Below are 20,639 nucleotides of genomic sequence, written 5' to 3'. Positions count from 1 at the left end.
AGGGCAAATAAAGGGTGAACTAAACTTTTGTCTTAAATTTGAAGATTCATTGAAGCACCATGATCGACCAAATACGAAAGGAAATTGCCGATATTAAAACATTTACGGCCAACTCATCCGAGGAAATAGAGGCTTTTAGAATTAAATATCTGGGCAAAAAGGGTCTTTTAAATGACTTTTTTGCCGAATTTAAAAATATTCCTAGCGAAAAGAAAAAAGAGTTTGGGCAGGCAATTAACGAACTTAAAGCTGTTGCAACCGAAAAGGTAAATACCCTAAAGGAATCCTTCAATAAAGGAACTTCCGAAATCGGGGTTTATGGGGATTTAACGCGTCCGGGCATTCCGGTACTATTGGGAGCCAGACACCCTATTTCTATTGTTAAAAATCAAATTATCGATATTTTTTCAAGAATTGGATTCAATGTATCTGAAGGCCCTGAAATTGAAGACGATTGGCATAATTTTACCGCATTAAACTTGCCGGAATATCACCCTGCAAGAGATATGCAGGACACTTTTTTTATACAAACCAATCCGGATATATTGCTGCGTACCCATACGTCTTCCGTACAAGTGCGGTATATGGAAAACAATAAACCGCCCATACGAACTATTTCTCCGGGTAGAGTGTATCGAAACGAGGCCATTTCTGCACGGTCGCATTGTTTTTTTCATCAGGTAGAAGGGCTGTATATCGACAAGAATGTTTCCTTTGCCGACCTCAAACAAACATTACAATTTTTTACAACCGAACTTTTTGGAAAATCAAAAATACGCTTACGTCCTTCTTATTTTCCTTTTACCGAACCTAGTGCAGAAGTAGATGTGTATTGGGGACTGGAAACGGAGACCGACTATAAAATGACCAAGGGAACGGGCTGGTTAGAAATCATGGGCTGCGGGATGGTAGACCCCAATGTGCTTGCGAACTGTGGTATTGACCCTAGTGAGTATTCCGGATTTGCTTTTGGCATGGGTATAGACCGGATTACACTTTTACTACATCAAATTTCAGATATACGATTATTTAGCGAGAACGATGTTCGCTTTTTGGAACAGTTTAAAAGTGCCTTATAGATCGTAACCATTTGTAAATTTCAGTTTCAGCGAACTAAATTTTAAGAAGCTCTTAATCTGAGTTCGTTGCTTTATCGCTTGCCTTTCCAATTCCAGTCGCACAGGTTTAAGAGAACAGCATCTTTTGTGGGCTTCTTCTATGCGTACGTAGAGGCATACCTGAACTAACGGTAGTATGTACCGTGGTTTGTATTGATAATCGAAAAATCCTAGAAGTAGCAGCCTCACAATGAACAAGATACCCTTTGTCTGCTTGTTTCGATTCTATAAATAAGGTTGTATTTTGATATTAATTGAGCTACATATTTGTGGAATCACTATTTTAAGTAGCTGATTTTTATTTGGGTAGCATAGGCTTTCATTTTATTAGTACCTAATTTGGGATACACTTTTATCCGTGCGCATCACAGGAATAATTCATTGAAATGAGTTGCGGTGTATGAGCTATTTTAATCAGTGTATTTTAAGACAGTATAATTCAAAAGGTACTAACAGCTAAACTAAGAATCATGAAAACTATTGCGCCTAAACCCCTAAACCAAATTGGTACTACTACAATGACATCTAAAACGAACGGTAAAAAAGAAATGATGACCATCCCCGTAGCGGCTACACAGCTATTAAAACGAAAATCGCGGTATATAAGCCTCTCATATCAGCTATTTAAATCGGCTCCCGAAACTACGCCTTACACCAATTTAAAAAGCCGGCTGGTTTAGCCCCCAGACTACTGTTTTATCCCATTTTAATGGTAATGATTTCCGAACAAGCAGGGACACCTTTATAGCTATTGCCTTGGTTTTGTGTGCTTTGCGAAGTACTCGGAATCATTACCTTTTTTTAAACCGAAATAGTACTTTGCGACCATCCTTGCTCCATTTTATTTCAGCACAATTTCAGAGCAATAAAGACGTAAGATGACCATTGTCATCTATAAATTGCGTTACAGATTTTAATTTTGCTTATCTTGTAGTTTATACCGAAAGGAGTTGCATGTGTACGAATCATACAAAGGATCTTTGGAAAATATATAATCTAAAAAGGAGACATGATAAAAAAATTAGAGCCTAAGGAGGCGTTGCAATTATTGGCCGATAATTATATCGGACATGTTAGTTTTATAGCCAATGGCAGTCCGTTTTGCCTGCCCATCACCTATTTTTATGATGCAGATAGTAAAAGCATTATTAGTTACGCTTCCGACGGTCATAAGTTGCGGTCTATGCGCAAAAATAATAACGTAAGTCTAGCAGTAGATGAAATTACTTCCGGTAACCAGTGGCGCTCTGTGTTGGCACATGGCGTGTTTGAAGAGCTGCACGGAAGTGATGCCAAGTATTACCTGCACAAGTTCTCGGAAGGGGTCAAAAGTGTAATTGCACAGAAGGACAATACACATCCAAAATTTATTCGAGATTTTTCTATAAGTACTGATTTAGAGCACATTCCCACGGTATATCATATAAAAATTGAAGAGATTACAGGCAAATTTCGGGATGCATAAGCTAAAAGTCAGCTCAGATGATGTACGGAAGGATAGTATGTTCTAGTCCAAATTTTTGGGTATGCCTCACACACCTCCTCAATAGGCATTAAAAACAAATTGATTTAACATTATCATGTCAAAGATACTAACACTTACCTTAAATCCGGTGTTGGACAAGGATACGACAGTGGCCGGAATACGCCCTAACGCTAAATTGAGATGATCTTTTGGGATCCATGCACCTTATACCTGCAGACCTTCCTATTTTTATCGCTTCGGAAAACCGTAAGCCACTACTATGGCTTGGTTTATATCGGTTTAGAGCGTCTATTTTTTTAAAAACGCCTTTTGAGCTTGTAACAGCATCGGCTTTAAATAGGTCAGCAAGATAGTACCAAATAGCGCTTTTTAAAATGATATGGATCAGGTAGGCTCCCTGCGGAAGTTCCCCTCTTTTTGGTTAATTTTGTCGTTTGGGAACAAACGGGATAGCACATGGTATATAAAGCCCCGCAAGCGTATCCCGTATTTTTGAACAGTTATTTATAATTATGAGTAAAGCCGTTTATATTGCCACTACGAGTCCTCGCAGTGGAAAGTCTATAGTTTCTCTGGGCCTCATGCACATGTTATTAGGGAAAACAGCCAAAGTGGGTTATTTTAGGCCTATTATAGACGACTTTAAGCCGGGTAGCATCGATAACCATATCAATACCATGATACGGCATTTTGATTTAAAGCTGACCTTTGAAGAGGCTTATGCCTATACACGCAGCGAGGTCATTAGCAAGAAAAACCAAGATAGAGACGAAGAGATTATCAGCACCATTATCTCAAAATATAAAGGAGTAGAGGATCGTTTTGATTTTGTGCTGGTAGAAGGCAGTAATTTTTCAGGAGAAGGTACTATTATTGAATGGGACATTAATGTATTGATTGCCAAAAACCTAGGCATCCCTGCCATCATTATTAGCAGTGGAGTTGGGAAAACGCTTGAAGAGTTTGTGGGCACCATGCATATGGCATTTGACTCTTTTAAGGATAAAGGAGTAGAAGTACTTGCAGTAATTGCAAACAAAGTACAAGAAAAAAACATTTCCGTTGTTATAGACGGACTTCAGGCACAATTACCAAAAACAGTACTTGCAACGGCCATTCCCTTAAATCCGATCTTGGACAACCCCACCATTAAAGAAATAGTGCAAGAGTTAAACGGAAGAATCCTTTTTGGTGCATCCTATATCAATAATCAGGCAGGTGCATTTAGTGTGGGTGCCATGCAGCTCCGTAATTATCTCTTACATTTAAAGGAAAACAGCTTGGTCATTACCCCAGGCGATAGGGCAGATATTATTTTGGGTGCACTACAGGCCAATAGTTCTGCCAATTACCCAACTATTTCTGGTATTGTACTTACAGGGGGTCTGCTTCCGGAAGAGTCCATTATAAAGCTGATTGAAGGCCTTTCGGATGTTGTTCCTATAATTTCCGTAGAAGAGGGCACCTTTACGATAACAAACAAAATAGGCGCTATAAAGCCTATGATGTATGCCGAGAACACACAAAAGATCATTGCCTCTATACATGATTTTGAAAAATACGTACCTTTAGAAGAACTTGCCGAACGGTTAATTACCTTTCAATCCAAAGGGATTACTCCTAGAATGTTTCAGTACAACCTTCTAAAAAGGGCACAATTAAATAAAAAGCACATTGTACTCCCAGAGGGCACGGATGAGCGCATATTGGCTGCAGCTCATGATTTAATAGAATCGAACGCGGTACACATTACGCTTCTTGGAGATATAAAGCAAATAGAGGAAAGCCTTTCCCGCTTAGATATCCCCCTGAATTTAGCTCGGATTACCGTTATAAATCCTAAGGAATCACCTTATTTTGATGACTATGCGCAAACGTTGTATGAACTGCGTAAACATAAACAGGTAAACTTGGCAATGGCCAAAGACCTTATGGAAGATGTTTCCTATTTTGGCACCATGATGGTCTACAAGGGGCATGCAGACGGCATGGTCTCCGGGGCAGTACATACCACCCAGCATACCATTCGCCCGGCATTACAATTTATAAAAACAAAACCCCACGTATCTGTTGTCTCTTCTATCTTTTTTATGTGCTTGGAAGATAGGGTTACCATTTTTGGGGATTGTGCCATAAACCCGAATCCAACGGCAGCACAACTTGCCGAAATTGCAATCTCTTCAGCAGAAACCAGTTTGGCTTTTGATATAGAACCCAGAATAGCCATGCTCTCCTATTCTTCGGGGGCGTCCGGCCAAGGTGCCGATGTAGATAAAGTGCGAAGTGCAACAGAGATCGTAAAAGAAAAACGCCCCGACTTAAAAATAGAAGGCCCCATTCAATATGATGCCGCTGTAGATGAAAAAATTGGCAAAAGCAAACTGCCTCACTCCTCTGTAGCCGGAAAAGCCAGTGTTTTTATTTTCCCCGATTTAAACACAGGAAATAATACCTACAAGGCGGTACAGCGAGAAACGGGTGCTTTAGCTATTGGCCCCATGTTACAGGGATTAAATAAACCGGTAAACGACCTTAGTCGGGGCTGTACAGTAAATGACATTTTTAATACGGTAATAATTACAGCCATACAGGCGCAGGGCCTTTAAAAGGAGTTATACGCTATGAACGTACTTATTATTAACGCCGGAAGTTCCTCCATAAAGTTTATGGTCATTGCCATGCCATCAGAAAACCTTAGAGCTAAGGGAATTATAGAGCGCATTGGTGAAAAGGATGCTATTGTGCATTACAAAACTGATACAGCAGATATTAAGGAAGTACAGCACATTCCGGACCATAAGGTAGGTCTACAACGTATTGCCGGATTTTTGTTAGATGCGATGCACGGCATTATTAAAAACGCGGCCGAAATTGATGTGGTAGGGCATAGAGTTGTACATGGAGGCACTACTTTTTCTAATAGCACCTTGATTGATGTGGCGGTGAAACAAAAAATACACGAGCTTTCTGCGTTGGCTCCCTTGCACAACCCCCATAATTTAGAAGGCATTATTTTAGCAGAACAGGTTTTTCCAAAAGCGCATCAGGTGGCTGTTTTTGATACTGCCTTTCATCAAACTATTCCAGAAAAAGCAAAGAAATATGCGATTCCTAATGAATTTTATAAGGATCACGGCATTCAACTGTACGGATTTCACGGTACCAGTCATAAATATGTTTCTGAACAAGCACGTGCGTATTTGCAAAAGAAAGCTTCAAAAATTATCACCGTACATTTGGGAAACGGCTGCAGTATTACAGCAGTAGCCAATGGCCAAAGTGTAGATCATAGTTTGGGATTTACGCCTTCTAATGGGCTCATTATGGGTTCTAGAAGTGGCGATATAGACCACGCTATCATTTTTTATCTGGTACACACATTGGGCTATAGTTTGGAGGAGGTGAATACACTTTTAATAAAAAAAAGCGGGATGCTGGGACTTACCGGATATGCCGATTTAAGAGAGATACAAACACATGCGGCCAATGGAGACGATGTGTGTAGATTGGCTTTGGAAATGAATGCGTACCGTGTTAAAAAATATATTGGGGCATATGTTGCGGTACTTAACGGCCTAGATGCGCTTATTTTTACGGCGGGCATTGGTGAAAACTCTAGCGTATTGCGGGCTATGATTTGTCGGGATATGGACTATTTAGGAATTATTTTGGACGAAGGTAAAAATAGGGAGCCACATAAGACACTGCGCGAAATTAATGCAACGGATGCGCGCGTAAAGATTTTAGTAGTGCCCACCAATGAAGAACTGGAGATTGCCAAACAGGCGTTTGGGCTTTTGTCATAAGTTTATTTTATGGGAGGGTACTGCTATGTCAGGCAATGGAACCTGAACCCCTTTTTTATGTGTATCAAGCCACTCATGTAGTACGTAAAAGAACAACAATTACCATGTCTATTCATAATTTCGATATAAAAGGCTTATCCGATGCAGAGGTAATTCAATCGCGAGAAACACACGGAAGAAACCGGCTGGATTATAAAAAGGAAAATAGCTTTTTAAACGCACTAAAAAGCAGTGCTAAGGAACCTATGGTGGTCCTATTGTTTGTTGCCGCTACCATATATTTTATTAGTGGTAATTTAGGAGATGGCTTGTTTTTATCGGTGGCGATTCTTTTAGTGGCTTCCATCTCCTTATATCAGGACTCTCGCAGCAGAAATGCCTTAGAAAAATTAAAAATCTTTACACAACCTTACTGCAAGGTAATCCGAAACGGGGACATCCGTGAGCTCGCTAACGAAGAACTTGTAGTGGGCGATTCTCTTATCGTAGAAGAAGGTGTCATTATTTCCGCAGATGGCGTTATTGTGCACTCTAACGACTTTTCGGTAAACGAATCCTTGCTTACCGGAGAATCACTTGCGGTATATAAAGACGCTGAAAGTAAAGAAAATAATGTCTTTAGCGGTACTACGGTAACCAGTGGTTTGGCTATTGTAACCATTAAGGCTGTTGGCAACGCTACTGCCTTAGGAAAAATAGGGCAAAGTTTAGAGGACATAAAGGAAGAAAAAACACCTTTAGAAATACAAATTTCAAATTTTGTAAAGAAAATGGCCTTTATTGGGGGTGTTGTTTTTCTGCTGGTTTGGGGGATTAATTTTCTCAATTCCGGAACAGTTTTACATAGTTTACTGCAAGCACTTACGCTGGCCATGAGTATTTTACCGGAAGAAATTCCGGTGGCTTTTACCACCTTTATGGCATTGGGGGCATGGCGACTCATGAAAATGGGGATTGTAGTAAAACAAATGAAAACAGTAGAAACCTTAGGGAGTGCTACGGTAATTTGTAGCGATAAAACCGGAACCATAACGGAAAACAAAATGAGTTTGGTGAAACTCTATGATCTGGCTGCCAATAAAATAGTAGACCCATCAACCAATTTGTCGTTTACTGCAAAAGAAATAGTTACGCTTGCCATGTGGGCCAGTGAACCCATCCCGTTCGATCCTATGGAGATTGCCTTACACGAGGCGTATTCTAAATTGGCAAATAAAGATGAGCGACCACATTTTAAAATGATCCATGAGTATCCTTTGGGAGGAAAACCACCAATGATGACACATATTTTTCAGGGTAGCACAGGTGAAAGGATTATTGCAGCCAAGGGCGCCCCAGAGGCATTTTTAAACATTGCACCGGTATCTGATACTGATAAAAATAAGATAACAGAAGCCATTTCTCAGCTAGGTAAAAAGGGGTATCGTTTATTAGGTGTTGCCGAAGGTCATAACTCTAGTGCTCATTTTCCGAAAGAACAACAAGCTTTGCAGTTCCAGTTTAAGGGTTTGGTAGCGTTCTATGACCCTCCTAAACAGAATATTAAAAAGGTGTTGCAAGACTTTGATGCTGCGGGAATTGTGGTAAAATTAATTACGGGAGATAATGCGGCAACGACTTCTGCCATTGCGCAACAAATAGGGTTTAAAGGCTATGACACGTCTATATCTGGAGATGAACTCATGCAATTAAGCGATGCTGAATTGCAAGAAAAGGTGTGCAAGACGTCCGTATTTACCCGCATGTTTCCGGAGGCAAAGCTCAGAATCATTAATGCCCTTAAAGCCAATAATGAAATTGTAGCCATGACCGGAGACGGCATTAATGACGGGCCGGCACTTAAAGCGGCTCATATAGGGATTGCCATGGGCAAAAAAGGAACCGAAATTGCAAAACAAGCAGCCTCATTAATTTTGGTAGAAGATGATTTGGCAAAAATGGTCGATGCCATTGCCATGGGACGGAAAATATATTCAAATCTAAAAAAGGCCATTCAATATATTATCTCAATACATATACCCATTATACTTACGGTTTTGATGCCTTTGACCTTAGGTTGGCTATACCCCAATATTTTTACACCGGCACATATTATTTTATTAGAACTGATAATGGGCCCTACATGCTCTATTATTTATGAAAACGAACCTATGGAGAAAAATACGATGGTGCAAAAACCGCGTCCTTTTGCAACTACTTTTTTTAATTGGAAAGAATTAGTTACCAGTATTGTACAAGGTTTGGTTATTGCATTAGGCGCTCTAGGGGTTTATCAATACGCTGTATATAACGATTTGAATGAGAATGTAACACGCACTATGGTATTTATCGTATTAATTACGGCAAACCTGTTTTTAACTCTGGTGAACAGATCATTTTACTACAGTATTATAACCACGCTGCGCTATAAAAATACCTTAGTACCTATTATTATTGGGGTAACTTTGGCGCTTACAGTACTTTTAGTAGTGGTTAGACCCCTATCGCAATTTTTTCAATTTGAACCCTTATATGGTAGTACCTTGCTGATAAGCATCGCAACCGGATTTGTTTCGGTCGTCTGGTATGAAGGGGTAAAATGGATGAAACGCCGCCATAGCAATTAGAACTATTGAAAAAACTCTGGGGTATCACAGCTTTTCACCAAAGGCCAAATCTCCTGCATCACCCAAACCGGGAACAATGTAGCCTTTTGTAGAAAGTTCTTCATCGATGGCTGCGATCCACAAGTGCGTATTTTCCGGGAAAATAGGGGTAATGTGTGCTATTCCTGTTGTAGAGCCAATGACCGAAACAAGGTGTATTTGTTTCGGGGTTCCATGTTTGTTTATGGCTTTCAACACGTTCTCTAGTGTTTTTCCTGTAGCCAGCATAGGATCTGTCAGGATTAATATTTTATTGGTTAATACGGGTGCAGCAAAATAATTCACTATTACTTCAAAAGCGTCCTCGTCTCCACGATGCTTCCGGAAAGCGGATATAAACCCATTTTCCGCCGTATCAAAATAATTTAAAAGCCCTTGGTGCAAAGGTAAACCGGCGCGTAACACCGAGCAGAGTACCAAATTAGAATCGGGCAGTTCTATTTCCTTATTTCCCAGTGGGGTAATAACAGTTTCCGTCTTGTAGTTAAGGGTTTTACTCATTTCATAGCCTAAAATTTCCCCGACACGTTCTATATTACGGCGAAATCGCATGGGGTCGTTTTGTGTATGAACAGCTCTCAATTCGGCTATAAATCGATTTAATATGGAACCTTCTTCACCCAAATGATGGATCATCATAAGCCTCTAATTTGTTTTAAAAATACAGTATTAAACCGGGTATTCCCAAATTAATAAAGCCTCTGTTGTTACACAAGAGCCATAACATAAGGTTTTAACATTCTATTAACTATCCTTCTTTATTTAGAAGCAACGCCAATCGTACTTTTGTGGTTCGCTTTAACAATCAAAGTAGTATTTGAAATACAGTACGTTCCAATTAACCTTTCGATTTCCTGTTCACAGAGCGATAAACAACCAAGCAAAATGAAATCGGCATCAATATTCGTATACTCTTTTTGTATAGCCCTTTTGAGTAGCTGCGGAAATTCCGACAAAGGCGATATTACTCAAAAAGCATCACCTTTTCCTACGGTCAAGGTAATTCAAACATCCACTGAAAGTTTTACATCATATCCGGCAAGTGTGGAGGGGCTTGTAAATAGTCAGGTTAGAGCTAAAATCCCGGGATATATTATTGATGTTTTGGTAGATGAAGGACGGCAAGTAAAAAAGGGGCAATTGCTATTTAGATTAGAAACCCAATCCTTAACTCAAGATGCAGCTGCTGCAAAAGCGCGTATTAATGCTGCTCAGGTAGAAGTAAACAAATTAGCTCCATTGGTTGAAAAAGATATTATTAGCAACGTACAATTAGAAACTGCAAAAGCGAATCTTGAGCAGGCAAAAAGCGCCTACCAAAGTGTTGTGGCAAATATTGACTATGCCAATATAAAAAGTCCGGTGGATGGGGTAGTGGGGACTATTTCTTATCGAAAAGGTAACCTGGTAAGTGCCAATGACCCCCTGCCGTTAACTACTGTTTCAAGTATAGAAAAAGTATATGTTTACTTTGCCATGAACGAAAAAGACGTCATTGGTTTTTTGAAAAGTTTGGAAGGCAGTTCTTTGGATGAAAAGGCCAAACATATTCCGCCGGTACAATTGGTTTTAGCCGATGGTTCTTTTTATGAGGAAACCGGCACCATAGAGTCCATCACAGGAGGAGTAAATCCGAGTACCGGAACGGTAAATTTTCGTGCAACATTTAATAATCCCAAAGGCTATTTGAGAAATGGCAGTAGCGCCACTATAAAACTCCCTAAAAATTACGTAAACGTTTTGGCCATTCCTACCATGTCTACCTTTGAACAACAAGGCAAGAAATTAGTGTATCTGGTTAAAGGAGATTCATTGGTCACAAGATCCGTGATAGAAATAGCTGAGGTAAATGGGCTATCTATAATTGAAGGATTAGCAGAGGGAGATGAGATATTGGCAAAAGGGCTTGGAAAAGCAAGACCCGGAATGAAAATTATTCCCCAACCTACAAGTATGGATAGCATTATCAATTCTTTTCAAACGGTTTTTAAATAAAAAAAGATGTTAAAAACTTTTATAGAGAGACCGGTACTTTCCACCGTGATATCCATAATTCTTGTGCTCTTAGGCGTTCTTGGACTTAGTACGCTTCCGGTTACACAATACCCCGATATTGCACCACCTACGGTTCAGGTTACCGCTAGTTTTCCCGGCGCCAATGCCGAGACTATTTTAGAAAGTGTAGTTATTCCTATAGAAGAGCAAATTAATGGCGTAGAAGGGATGACCTACCTTACTTCCTCTGCCAGTAATACGGGTAGTGCAACCATTACGGTGTTTTTTGAACAAGGTACCGATCCGGATATCGCAGCGGTAAACGTGCAAAATCGGGTTTCGCGGGCTAATGCCTTACTCCCTTCTGAAGTAATTCGCGCCGGAATAATTACCCAAAAGCAACAGAGTTCGGCATTAATGTATGTAGCCTTGCTCTCCACGAACCCTGAATATGATGATACCTATATTCAGAATTATCTCAATATTAACATAAAACCCGAAATACAGCGTATTAATGGTGTTGGGGCGTTAACTGTCTTTGGAGCAAAAGACTATGCAATGAGGGTATGGATAGATCCTGTTAAATTAGCATCATTTGGCGTTACCACAGCAGATGTAATTGGTGCCATTGGAGAACAGAGCTTAGAAGCCGCAGCCGGATCGTTGGGGCAAAATATTGGAGAATCTTTTGAGTATGTAATTAAATATAAAGGGAGATACAAAACAGCTGAGGAATATGAAAATATTATTATCAAGGCATTAAACAACGGGCAGTTCTTACTTCTAAGGGATATTGCTAAAGTTGAACTGGATGCTTTTTCATACACCTCTATTTCGCGCTCTAAGGGAAACCCGAGTATCAATTTCGGAGTGTTCCAAACTCCGGGCTCTAATGCTCAGGAAATTATAGAAGAATTGTACGTAACCCTCGAAAGCTTAAAAAAGCGATTCCCGGAAGGCGTAGATTATCTCATCAATTACGACACCAATAAATTTCTTACCGCGTCTATTGATAAGGTAAAAACTACGTTAATTGAAGCCTTCTTGCTCGTATTTTTAGTGGTATTTTTATTCTTACAAGATTTAAAATCTACCCTTATACCGGCCATAGCCGTTCCTGTTGCAATTATTGGAACCTTCTTTTTTCTCGGACTTTTAGGGTATTCTATCAACTTACTTACCCTATTTGCACTTCTTTTGGCTATCGGAATTGTTGTTGATGATGCCATTGTAGTAGTGGAGGCGGTACATGCAAAATTGGAACAAGGTTACAGTTCGGCAAAGGAGGCAACCGTTTCGGCCATGAGCGAGATAAGTGGCGCCATTATTTCTATAACGTTGGTTATGGCCGCCGTTTTTATTCCCATTACTTTTATCAAAGGGCCTTCAGGGGTGTTTTATGAGCAATTTGGCGTTACCCTTATCGTAGCCATTCTTATTTCCGCCGTAAATGCGCTTACCTTAAGTCCGGCCTTATGTGCTATCTTCTTAAAACCACATAAAGAAGAAGACAAGAAGAAAGGCTTTCTTCAACGGTTCTATATGGCTTTTAATACGGGCTTTGATGCTACTACAAAGAAATATATTAAATCATTAGATTTTCTTGTTACGCATAAGTGGATTACGGCATTGGGGTTATTAATTGCCATTCTCGGTATTGTTTGGGCAAACAATACGACGCCAAGCGGATTTGTTCCTGCGGAAGACCGTGGCGTTATTTTTATTAATATAGACCTTCCTCAAGGCGCTTCTTTGGATAGAACCTACAGCGTAACCCAGGAATTGTATGAAATAATGAAATCGGTAGAAGGAATACGAACCGCTTCCTTGATTAATGGACGAAACTTTTTTTCGGGAGCAGGCAGTTCGTATGCCTTGGGGTTCATTATTCTCGAAGATTGGTCAGAAAGAGAAACCGACAATACTTCCATTCAAGGAATTATTGCGGAATTAACTTCCAAAACAGCGAATTTAGCCGAAGCGAAGATTATCTTTTTTACCCCACCAAGTATTCCAGGTTTTGGTACTTCAGACGGTTTTGAAGTGCAGTTGATGGATCGCAGTGCAGGAACATTAAAGGAATTAGATGATACGGCCATAGATTTTGTAAATGCGCTTGTAGAAAGACCGGAAGTTGCCTTCGCATCCAATTCGTTCAGTACTAATTTTCCGCAGTTGGAAATGGAAATTAATATTCCCAAAACAAAGGAAGCGGGGGTTAGTGTAAGCAGTATTTTAGCTACCTTACAGGTCTATATCGGTGGCTTCTTTGCTACAGATTTCAGCCGTTTCGGGAAACAATTCAGAGTGGTGGTTCAGGCCGAGCCCAGTGAAAGGAAGGATGCGGCAAGCCTCAATAGTATGTTTGTTAAGAATAACCAAGGACAAATGGCTCCTATTTCGGAATTTGTTACTTTAAATAGAGTGTATGGCCCGCAAACGGTAAATCGATTTAATCTTTTTAACTCCGTTACCATTAATGGGGCAGCAAACCCCGGATATAGTTCCGGAGACGCCATTAATGCCGTAAATGAAGTGGCTAAATCCTATTTGCCCAACAATTATGAAGTTGCCTTTTCAGGCATTACCCGCGAGGAGATTGCCTCAGCAGGACAGGCAGGCGTCATATTTTTATTGAGTATTGTGTTTGTTTACTTTTTTCTTGCTGCCCAATACGAAAGTTATTTAGTGCCGTTTGCGGTGTTGCTTTCCCTTCCAATTGGGGTTGCGGGGGCCTTTTTAACCACAAAATTTTCCGGTCAAGAAAATAACATCTATTTTCAAATAGCGCTTATTATGCTTATTGGTCTTCTAGCCAAAAATGCTATTCTTATTGTAGAGTTTGCCTTGCAGCGCAGACGCCAGGGACTCTCTTTGGCAGAATCCGCCATTCAGGCAGCTAAAGCGCGTTTACGGCCTATTTTAATGACCTCTTTTGCTTTTATTTTAGGATTGATGCCGCTAGTTCTCGCAAAAGGCGTGGGAGCCGCCGGAAACAATTCTATAGGAACCGGTGCTGCGGGCGGAATGCTTATAGGTACCATTTTTGGACTTTTTATAATTCCTGTCCTATTTATCGTTTTTCAGCATCTTCAAGAGCGCATTACGGGGGTTCCAAAAGCCGTAGAACCTAGAAATAACCCTTCAAAATGACGGTACTATTTATGAAGAAATATTTCTTTTTTTCATTTCCCTTGGTGTTTATCCTAGGTACTGTTCAATCTTGTATTGTTTCTAAAAATTATGAGCGACCCAGTTTAAATGAAATCAACAATTTATACCGAACAGACCAACTTCCTAAAGACAGCATTTCCATGGCGTCACTCTCTTGGAAGCAATTGTTTACAGACCCCTATCTTTCGGGGTATATAGAAGAAGGCTTGTTACATAATCTAGATGTTCGTATTGCCTTGCAACAGATCGTAGCTGCGGACGCTCTTGTAAAGCAAGGAAAGGCCGGATATTTACCCTCCCTTACCACAAGAGGCACGCTAACCCATCTGGAGTTGGCAAGAAATAGCCAGTTTGGTTCCTTTTTTAGTGGCGCCTTAGATCAATATGAGTTTTCCGGCGTTTTGTCTTGGGAAGCAGATATTTGGGGAAAAATACGAAGTACCAAAAGGGCGGCTCAAGCCAATTATTTGCATCAGGTGGCAAGTCATCAGGCCATAAAAACGCAACTGATAGCGCAGATTACGATCTCTTATTACCAACTATTGGCTCTTGATGAACAGGCAAGAATTACGAGAGAAACCATTGAAAATAGAATAAAAAGTTTAGAAACCATTAAAGCGTTGAAAGAGGCAGGAAATGTTAATCAGGTAGCGGTAGATCAAACTGCGGCACAGCTATATAATGCACAAGCGCTTTTAATAGATATTGAAAAGAATATATTTTGGTCAGAAAACCTACTGAGCATCTTATTGGGAAAACCTTCTCAAGAAATTGAACGCAGTACATTGGAAGAACAACAGCTGAATCCGGAATTGAGCCTTGGATTTTCAGCCCTGTTGTTGAGAAATAGGCCCGATGTAATTGCGGCAGAATATAATCTTGTAAATGCTTTTGAATTAACGAATGTAGCGGAGAGTAGTTTTTACCCCTCGTTCACATTTTCTGCCACCAGCGGATTTCAAAGCCTAGGCTTCGATCAATGGTTTAGTTCGGGTTCAATTTTTTCTACGCTAGTCGGTGGAATTACCCAACCAATTTTTAACAGAAGACAAATTAGAACACAATACGAACAAGCCAAAACACAACAGCAACAGAGTCTTTTAAATTTTCAAAAAACGTTATTGACGGCGGGTAAAGAGGTTTCTGATGCGCTATTTGAGTTTGATGCCGAAAGCAGAAAGTTTGAATTTCGTCAAAAAGAAGTGGCGGCACTCAGGCAAGCTGAAGTACATTCTGAAGTATTGTTAAACAATGGTTTTGGAACCTATTTAGACTTATTAACAGCCAGACAAAATGCACTCAACGCCGAACTTAATGTGGTAGACAACAAATTACAGCAATTACAATCCATTGTTACTTTGTACCGGGCTCTGGGTGGAGGATGGCAATAATTGGCATAAATTAAGAATATTGCTTAGATGAATTAAAGATGCTTTCTCTTACTCAATTCTGAATTGTAGTATTGAACATCTCCCGTAACTTCTTGTCCCAACCAATCCGGTTTTTCAAACGCTTCGTCCTCGCTCTGTAACTCTATTTCTGCAATTACAAGACCTTTATGTACCCCATGAAACGCATCTACTTCAAATGTATGACCTCCAAATGGGACGATATACCGCGTTTTATCTAAGATAAAGTCTTCACACAAAGGTAAAAGTTGCCGTGCATCTTCTAGCGAAATTTCCCTTTCCCATTCAAAACGCGTGGTGCCATTTTCTGAAGATTTCCCTTTTACCGTAAGGAACCCTTTATTTCCCATTACTCTAACACGTACCGTTCGTTGGGCATCCGTATTTAGAAACCCTTGTACCATTGAAATTTTAGTGGTGGCTTGTTGCTTATAGTCTTCGGAAAGGACTAAAAATTTACGTTCTATCTCTATCACAAGGTATTTTAATTTACAAGTAAGTATTTAAAAGACATCCGTTTTCTATCACTACAGTTCTTTATGTGTTTGTACAATGTGCCCAATTTGATCTGATGCAATACGGCTCCAAGGAAATGAATTTTTTGTAAGCCAGAGCATGCAATCCGCTATTACCTCCGGAGAAATGCTCCGGTATTTTTTTAAAGAACCCACTAACATGTAATTTAACAATTTCATCATTTGGATAGATATCCATTCTACGCTTCTGCGCTCTTCTCTATTACCTGCAATTAAAGAGGGCTGCAATATATGTGTTTTTTCTATGTGCATGGCCAATACCTTTTCTTCCATTTCACCTTTAATTCGACTATAAAAAATGGTGCTTTTCACATCTGCCCCAAGGGCAGAAACAACTATAAAAACAGGAATTCCGTTCTTTTTACAAAGTTGGGCGGCCGCTACCGGAATACCATAATCAATAGCTCGGTAAACTTCATGGTCAGGTGTTTTTTTCTTCGTGCTGCCTATACAACAATAGACGACATCTGCATAAAAAATTGTGGCATATTCTTGTAATTGTAGCACATCTATGAGATGCACTTCTAATTTGCCGTGGGTTATTGCTAGTGGTTTTCTAGAAAAAACGGTAACCTTAGAAAAGGAATTATCTTTTAATAATTTGTGCAAAAGTAAGCCCCCTGTAAGGCCGGTGGCTCCCAAGAGTATAGCTGTTTGGGTTACTTTGTTCATATAGTTAAATATAGTTTAAATTTGGGTGTGACTTTTGATTTTCCAATACGAAAAATTATTCATGTAGATATGGATGCTTTTTATGCGTCTGTAGAGCAGTTAGACAATCCTGCTTTGAAAGGGAAACCTATCGCCGTTGGCGGCGGAGAGCATAGAGGCGTTGTTGCTGCGGCAAGTTATGAGGCGCGTAAATTTGGCGTACGTAGTGCGATGAGTGGCTATTTGGCTAGAAAAAACTGCCCGGAGCTTCTGTTTATTAAACCACGATTTCAGCGCTACAAGGAAATTTCTATGCAAATTAGGCGCATATTTTTAGAGTATACCGATTTGGTAGAGCCACTGTCTTTGGACGAGGCCTATTTAGATGTTACCGAAAACAAAAAGGGGAATCCTTCGGCAAGTCTTATTGCAACGGAGATACGGAAGCGCATCTATGAAGATATTGGGCTAACCGCCTCTGCAGGCATTTCAATTAATAAATTTGTCGCCAAAGTAGCTAGCGATTACAACAAACCCAACGGACAAAAAACTATAAATCCGGAAGAGGTGCCTTTGTTTTTGGAAAATCTGGATATTCGTAAATTTTACGGAGTAGGTAAGGTAACGGCAGATAAAATGTATCAATTGGGTATTTTTACAGGAGCAGATCTTAAATCGAAGTCCTTGAAGTTTTTAGAAACACACTTTGGCAAAAGTGGTATGTATTACTACGATGTTGTTCGCGGAACGCACAAGAGTGAAGTAAAACCAAATAGCCTACCTAAGTCGGTAGGCGCAGAACGAACCTTTGATGTAAATTTAAGCAGCGAGATTTTTATGGTAGAACGCTTGACGCAGATTGCGAAAGAATTGGCGCAGCGTCTAAAGAAGCACAATATCGCCGGAAAAACAGTGACCTTAAAAATTAAGTACAGCGATTTTACCCTGCAAACCAGAAGCAAAACCGTACCCTATTTTATCTCGGATGAGGCTCTTATTTTGGAAACTGCCAAAGATTTGCTCTATCAAGAAAAGATGGATAATTCGGTGCGCTTGTTGGGAATTTCTTTGGGGCAGCTAAATACCGGTAAAAGGGTTTCCGAGGCAGAAAGACCACTTCAAGTACAATTGCTATTCGATTTTTAAATCGCTTTTTTATTCATTTTTGTCGAGGTGAAATGGCTACAAATCGCTATTTTGTTAAACATTAATGTTAAATATTTCAACAAAAACTATAGTTTCCAATATTTTATTCACCTTTGATCTTTATTTATTAAGTAATCCTTTCGCTTTCAATGAAAAATTTAGATGCTTATAATTTGGCAGCGAACCAATACTATGCCCGTCAGGATATTAAGGGGTTGCCGTTGCTTTCATGGGATTTTTATCAGGATACTCTTGATCAGATTTATAAACACGGTTCTGATGTGGTGCTTCTTTCGGAATTGGCAAAAAAGAACAAATGGGATTATCCTATTCCGAATCAAACCGAGCTCCTGGAAAGCAAACAAATTGTTGTAGTAACCAACCCATTGCTAGACATTGTGTATGCCACGCAGAATATGTTTCTAATGAACGGATATCGGCCTGCTGAAGTATTGGGTAAAAAACCTAAACTGTTTCAAGGCAAAGGAACCTGTAAATCCACTTTGGCTAGCATTGGGTTAGCCGTTCGAAATAGAATTCCCTTTGAAGCTACTATTCTTAACTATAGAAAAAATGGAACTTCTTATAATTGTTGGATTAAAGGAGAGCCTGTTTTTGATAGTGCAGGCGAATTGGTCAATTTTATTGCTTTTGAAAAGGAAGTGGCATAGCAAAAAAAACTCACCTTACAGTAAGGTGAGCTATTCGTACAGGGCGGTATTCTTCCCTAATTAAAAGTTACATGTCTCAATTTCGGTTACTCTTAGGGTGTTTACCATTCCCTTATCTTTAATTGGCATTGCAGCCAAACTGATAAGCATATCGCCCACTTCTAAAAAGCCTTTTTTGCAGGCCATACCGTTTACATCCTCTATAGTTTCGTCGGTAGAAACAAATTTGTCATAATAAAAGGCACGTACCCCCCATAAAAGATTGAGTTGCGTTAAAATGGTTCTGTTAGAGGTAAATACTAAAATGTGTGCGTTAGGTCGCCATGCAGATATTTGAAAGGCCGTATAGCCGCTATTGGTTAAAGTAGATATCGCTTTGGCCTGTATTTCATTGGCCATGATGGCTGCATGATAACAGACAGACTTGGTAATATAGCGTTTGGTTCTAATTTGTGGCGGCTCTAAAGGAACGCGAATTAAACTGGAGTTTTCTACGGCAGCCAAAATGCTTGCCATTTTTTGTATTACTTGAACAGGATAATTTCCTACCGATGTTTCTCCGGATAACATGACCGCATCGGCACCGTCCATAACAGAATTGGCTACATCATTCACCTCCGCTCGGGTTGGGGTTAAACTGGTAATCATGGTTTCCATCATTTGGGTCGCAATAATGACCGGAATTCTTGCTTTTTTGGCTCGTAGCACCAATTGTTTCTGAATTAAAGGGACTTGTTCTGCGGGCACTTCTACACCCAAGTCTCCTCGTGCTACCATAAGGCCATCGCAATAGGCTACTATTTTATCAATGTTTTCTACGGCTTCTGGTTTTTCAATCTTGGCAATAATGGGTATTTTGTAATCTGCATGTTCTTTAATCAAATTCTGAAGATCTATTAGGTCTTGACTAAAACGAACAAATGAAAGCGCCAACCAATCTACTTTCTGTGAAATAGCAAAAATAGCATCTTTTATATCCTTTTCGGTCAGGGCAGGGAGAGATACATTGGTATTGGGTAAATTAACTCCTTTTTTTGATTTTAAAGGACCTCCTTGTATAACCTTTGCTTTTACTTCATTGTCTCTGTTGGTAGCAATAACTTCAAATATAAGCTTGCCGTCATCTAACAAAACACGTTCCCCGGGATTTACATCCTTAGGAAAAGTAGCATAGTTCATATAGACTTTTTCTGCATTTCCCTCAAAGGCTTTGCCGGTTACAAAGGTGATTTCATCACCTGGGGAAACAAAAACTTCTTCTGCCATGACACCAACACGCAATTTGGGGCCTTGAAGATCTGCAAGAATCGAGGTGTTCGCTTCTAATTCTTCGCTAAGCTCCCGAATCATTTTAATACGTTCTGCTACGTCGTTGTAGTCTGCGTGCGAAAAGTTTATGCGAAACACATCCACACCGGCAAGAATCATGTCTTTTAGTACTTGCCTAGAACTGGTTGCTGGCCCTAATGTGGCCACTATTTTGGTTTTCTTTTGATTTGGCATTCTATGGAAAAATTAAATTATTTTTTGATTTTATTTTGCTTAAAGGTACGGTGTATGCGGTTACTATGTTGGGAATTTTTAAAAGAGACTGCAATATGGCTTCTGCGGCATCGGTTTCATCATTTTCAATTTTTAAAAAATAGTCTGCTACTTTAAATTCTGGTAGTAAGGGCGTTTTTTTTACTGATACTTCATCCTTAAAAAGACCGGTTTCTATAGTGTTAAGTTGTTGAATACTCTCGTTTTTAAACAGATACCACACGGTGTCATTAAATTGATCGTGCCACTCAAAAGCCGGAAAAGAGAGATCTTCAGTTAAATCCAAATCCGTTCTACATCGTGTTAAGGCAGATCCTAGAAAAGCATTCAATCCATAGGCTATGGCATAATCGTCCAAATCACTATGCAAGGCGATGAGCACGTATGATGTGTCTACTGTAAGTGAATTAGTTAAAATTTTATGGATTGCCGCCATTTTACAATCTAAAAGGTAAAGATA

General features: G+C 39.8%; 16 protein-coding genes. 11 read left to right on the top strand and 5 right to left on the bottom strand.

Annotated elements, in window-relative coordinates; all coding sequences use genetic code 11:
• Nucleotides 1–59: 59 nt before the first annotated feature.
• The 6 genes from pheS to U1E44_RS06195 all read left to right on the top strand — a co-directional run bounded on the left by pheS (nucleotide 60) and on the right by U1E44_RS06195 (nucleotide 9,016).
• Nucleotides 60–1,079: a phenylalanine--tRNA ligase subunit alpha gene (gene pheS, locus U1E44_RS06220; RefSeq protein WP_322930193.1), complete on the top strand. Its 1,020-nt coding sequence runs from the start codon at nucleotides 60–62 to the stop codon at nucleotides 1,077–1,079.
• A gap of 509 nt (nucleotides 1,080–1,588) precedes the next feature.
• The gene (locus tag U1E44_RS06215) at nucleotides 1,589–1,798 is read left to right on the top strand and encodes a hypothetical protein (RefSeq protein WP_322930192.1); all 210 of its coding nucleotides are present in this window, start codon (nucleotides 1,589–1,591) and stop codon (nucleotides 1,796–1,798) included.
• 329 nt (nucleotides 1,799–2,127) lie between these two features.
• Nucleotides 2,128–2,583, top strand: a complete 456-nt coding sequence (locus U1E44_RS06210; protein ID WP_322930191.1) for a pyridoxamine 5'-phosphate oxidase family protein — start codon at nucleotides 2,128–2,130, stop codon at nucleotides 2,581–2,583.
• Nucleotides 2,584–3,116: 533 nt separating this feature from the next.
• On the top strand, nucleotides 3,117–5,210 hold the full coding sequence (gene pta, locus U1E44_RS06205; protein ID WP_322930190.1) for a phosphate acetyltransferase: 2,094 nt from the start codon (nucleotides 3,117–3,119) through the stop codon (nucleotides 5,208–5,210).
• A 15-nt stretch (nucleotides 5,211–5,225) separates the two neighbouring features.
• Nucleotides 5,226–6,410 carry an acetate/propionate family kinase gene (locus U1E44_RS06200; protein WP_322930189.1) on the top strand — a complete coding sequence of 395 codons (1,185 nt, stop codon included), beginning with the start codon at nucleotides 5,226–5,228 and terminating at the stop codon, nucleotides 6,408–6,410.
• A gap of 35 nt (nucleotides 6,411–6,445) precedes the next feature.
• On the top strand, nucleotides 6,446–9,016 hold the full coding sequence (locus U1E44_RS06195; RefSeq protein WP_322930188.1) for a cation-translocating P-type ATPase: 2,571 nt from the start codon (nucleotides 6,446–6,448) through the stop codon (nucleotides 9,014–9,016).
• 24 nt (nucleotides 9,017–9,040) lie between these two features.
• On the opposite strand, the gene upp is transcribed toward U1E44_RS06195, so the two are convergent.
• The gene (gene upp / locus U1E44_RS06190; RefSeq protein WP_322930187.1) at nucleotides 9,041–9,694 is read right to left on the bottom strand and encodes a uracil phosphoribosyltransferase; all 654 of its coding nucleotides are present in this window, start codon (nucleotides 9,692–9,694) and stop codon (nucleotides 9,041–9,043) included.
• A gap of 246 nt (nucleotides 9,695–9,940) precedes the next feature.
• Here upp and U1E44_RS06185 point away from each other — a divergent pair, with 246 nt between their 5' ends.
• The 3 genes from U1E44_RS06185 to U1E44_RS06175 are packed head-to-tail and all read left to right on the top strand — an operon-like array spanning nucleotide 9,941 to nucleotide 15,615.
• Complete coding sequence (locus tag U1E44_RS06185) at nucleotides 9,941–11,050, top strand: efflux RND transporter periplasmic adaptor subunit (RefSeq protein ID WP_322930186.1); 1,110 nt, start codon at nucleotides 9,941–9,943, stop codon at nucleotides 11,048–11,050.
• 6 nt (nucleotides 11,051–11,056) lie between these two features.
• Nucleotides 11,057–14,203, top strand: a complete 3,147-nt coding sequence (locus U1E44_RS06180) for an efflux RND transporter permease subunit (RefSeq protein WP_322930185.1) — start codon at nucleotides 11,057–11,059, stop codon at nucleotides 14,201–14,203.
• A gap of 11 nt (nucleotides 14,204–14,214) precedes the next feature.
• Entirely contained in the window at nucleotides 14,215–15,615 is a 1,401-nt protein-coding gene (locus tag U1E44_RS06175) for a TolC family protein (protein WP_322930184.1), read from the top strand.
• A 32-nt stretch (nucleotides 15,616–15,647) separates the two neighbouring features.
• On the opposite strand, the gene U1E44_RS06170 is transcribed toward U1E44_RS06175, so the two are convergent.
• Complete coding sequence (locus tag U1E44_RS06170) at nucleotides 15,648–16,109, bottom strand: CYTH domain-containing protein (RefSeq protein ID WP_322930183.1); 462 nt, start codon at nucleotides 16,107–16,109, stop codon at nucleotides 15,648–15,650.
• 51 nt (nucleotides 16,110–16,160) lie between these two features.
• Nucleotides 16,161–16,841: an NAD(P)H-binding protein gene (locus U1E44_RS06165; RefSeq protein ID WP_322930182.1), complete on the bottom strand. Its 681-nt coding sequence runs from the start codon at nucleotides 16,839–16,841 to the stop codon at nucleotides 16,161–16,163.
• Nucleotides 16,842–16,868: 27 nt separating this feature from the next.
• Between U1E44_RS06165 and dinB the strand changes: the two genes are divergently transcribed.
• Together dinB and U1E44_RS06155 are read left to right on the top strand one after the other, a co-directional pair.
• Nucleotides 16,869–17,966, top strand: a complete 1,098-nt coding sequence (gene dinB / locus U1E44_RS06160) for a DNA polymerase IV (RefSeq protein WP_322930293.1) — start codon at nucleotides 16,869–16,871, stop codon at nucleotides 17,964–17,966.
• Nucleotides 17,967–18,115: 149 nt separating this feature from the next.
• Nucleotides 18,116–18,637 carry a PAS domain-containing protein gene (locus U1E44_RS06155; protein WP_322930181.1) on the top strand — a complete coding sequence of 174 codons (522 nt, stop codon included), beginning with the start codon at nucleotides 18,116–18,118 and terminating at the stop codon, nucleotides 18,635–18,637.
• Between the two features lie 60 nt (nucleotides 18,638–18,697).
• Here the strand turns inward: U1E44_RS06155 and pyk are convergent, their stop codons facing one another.
• Both pyk and U1E44_RS06145 read right to left on the bottom strand, forming a co-directional pair.
• The gene (pyk, locus tag U1E44_RS06150; protein ID WP_322930180.1) at nucleotides 18,698–20,140 is read right to left on the bottom strand and encodes a pyruvate kinase; all 1,443 of its coding nucleotides are present in this window, start codon (nucleotides 20,138–20,140) and stop codon (nucleotides 18,698–18,700) included.
• Between the two features lies 1 nt (nucleotide 20,141).
• Nucleotides 20,142–20,615, bottom strand: coding sequence for an IPExxxVDY family protein (locus tag U1E44_RS06145; protein ID WP_322930179.1), 474 nt, complete (start codon nucleotides 20,613–20,615; stop codon nucleotides 20,142–20,144).
• Between the last annotated feature and the right edge of the window lie 24 nt (nucleotides 20,616–20,639).

The organism is Aurantibrevibacter litoralis, from assembly GCF_034651555.1.
Classification (GTDB): Bacteria; Bacteroidota; Bacteroidia; order Flavobacteriales; family Flavobacteriaceae; genus Aurantibrevibacter; species Aurantibrevibacter litoralis.
Note: the sequence above shows the minus strand (reverse complement) of the source record. Positions and strands in the feature narration are given on the sequence as shown.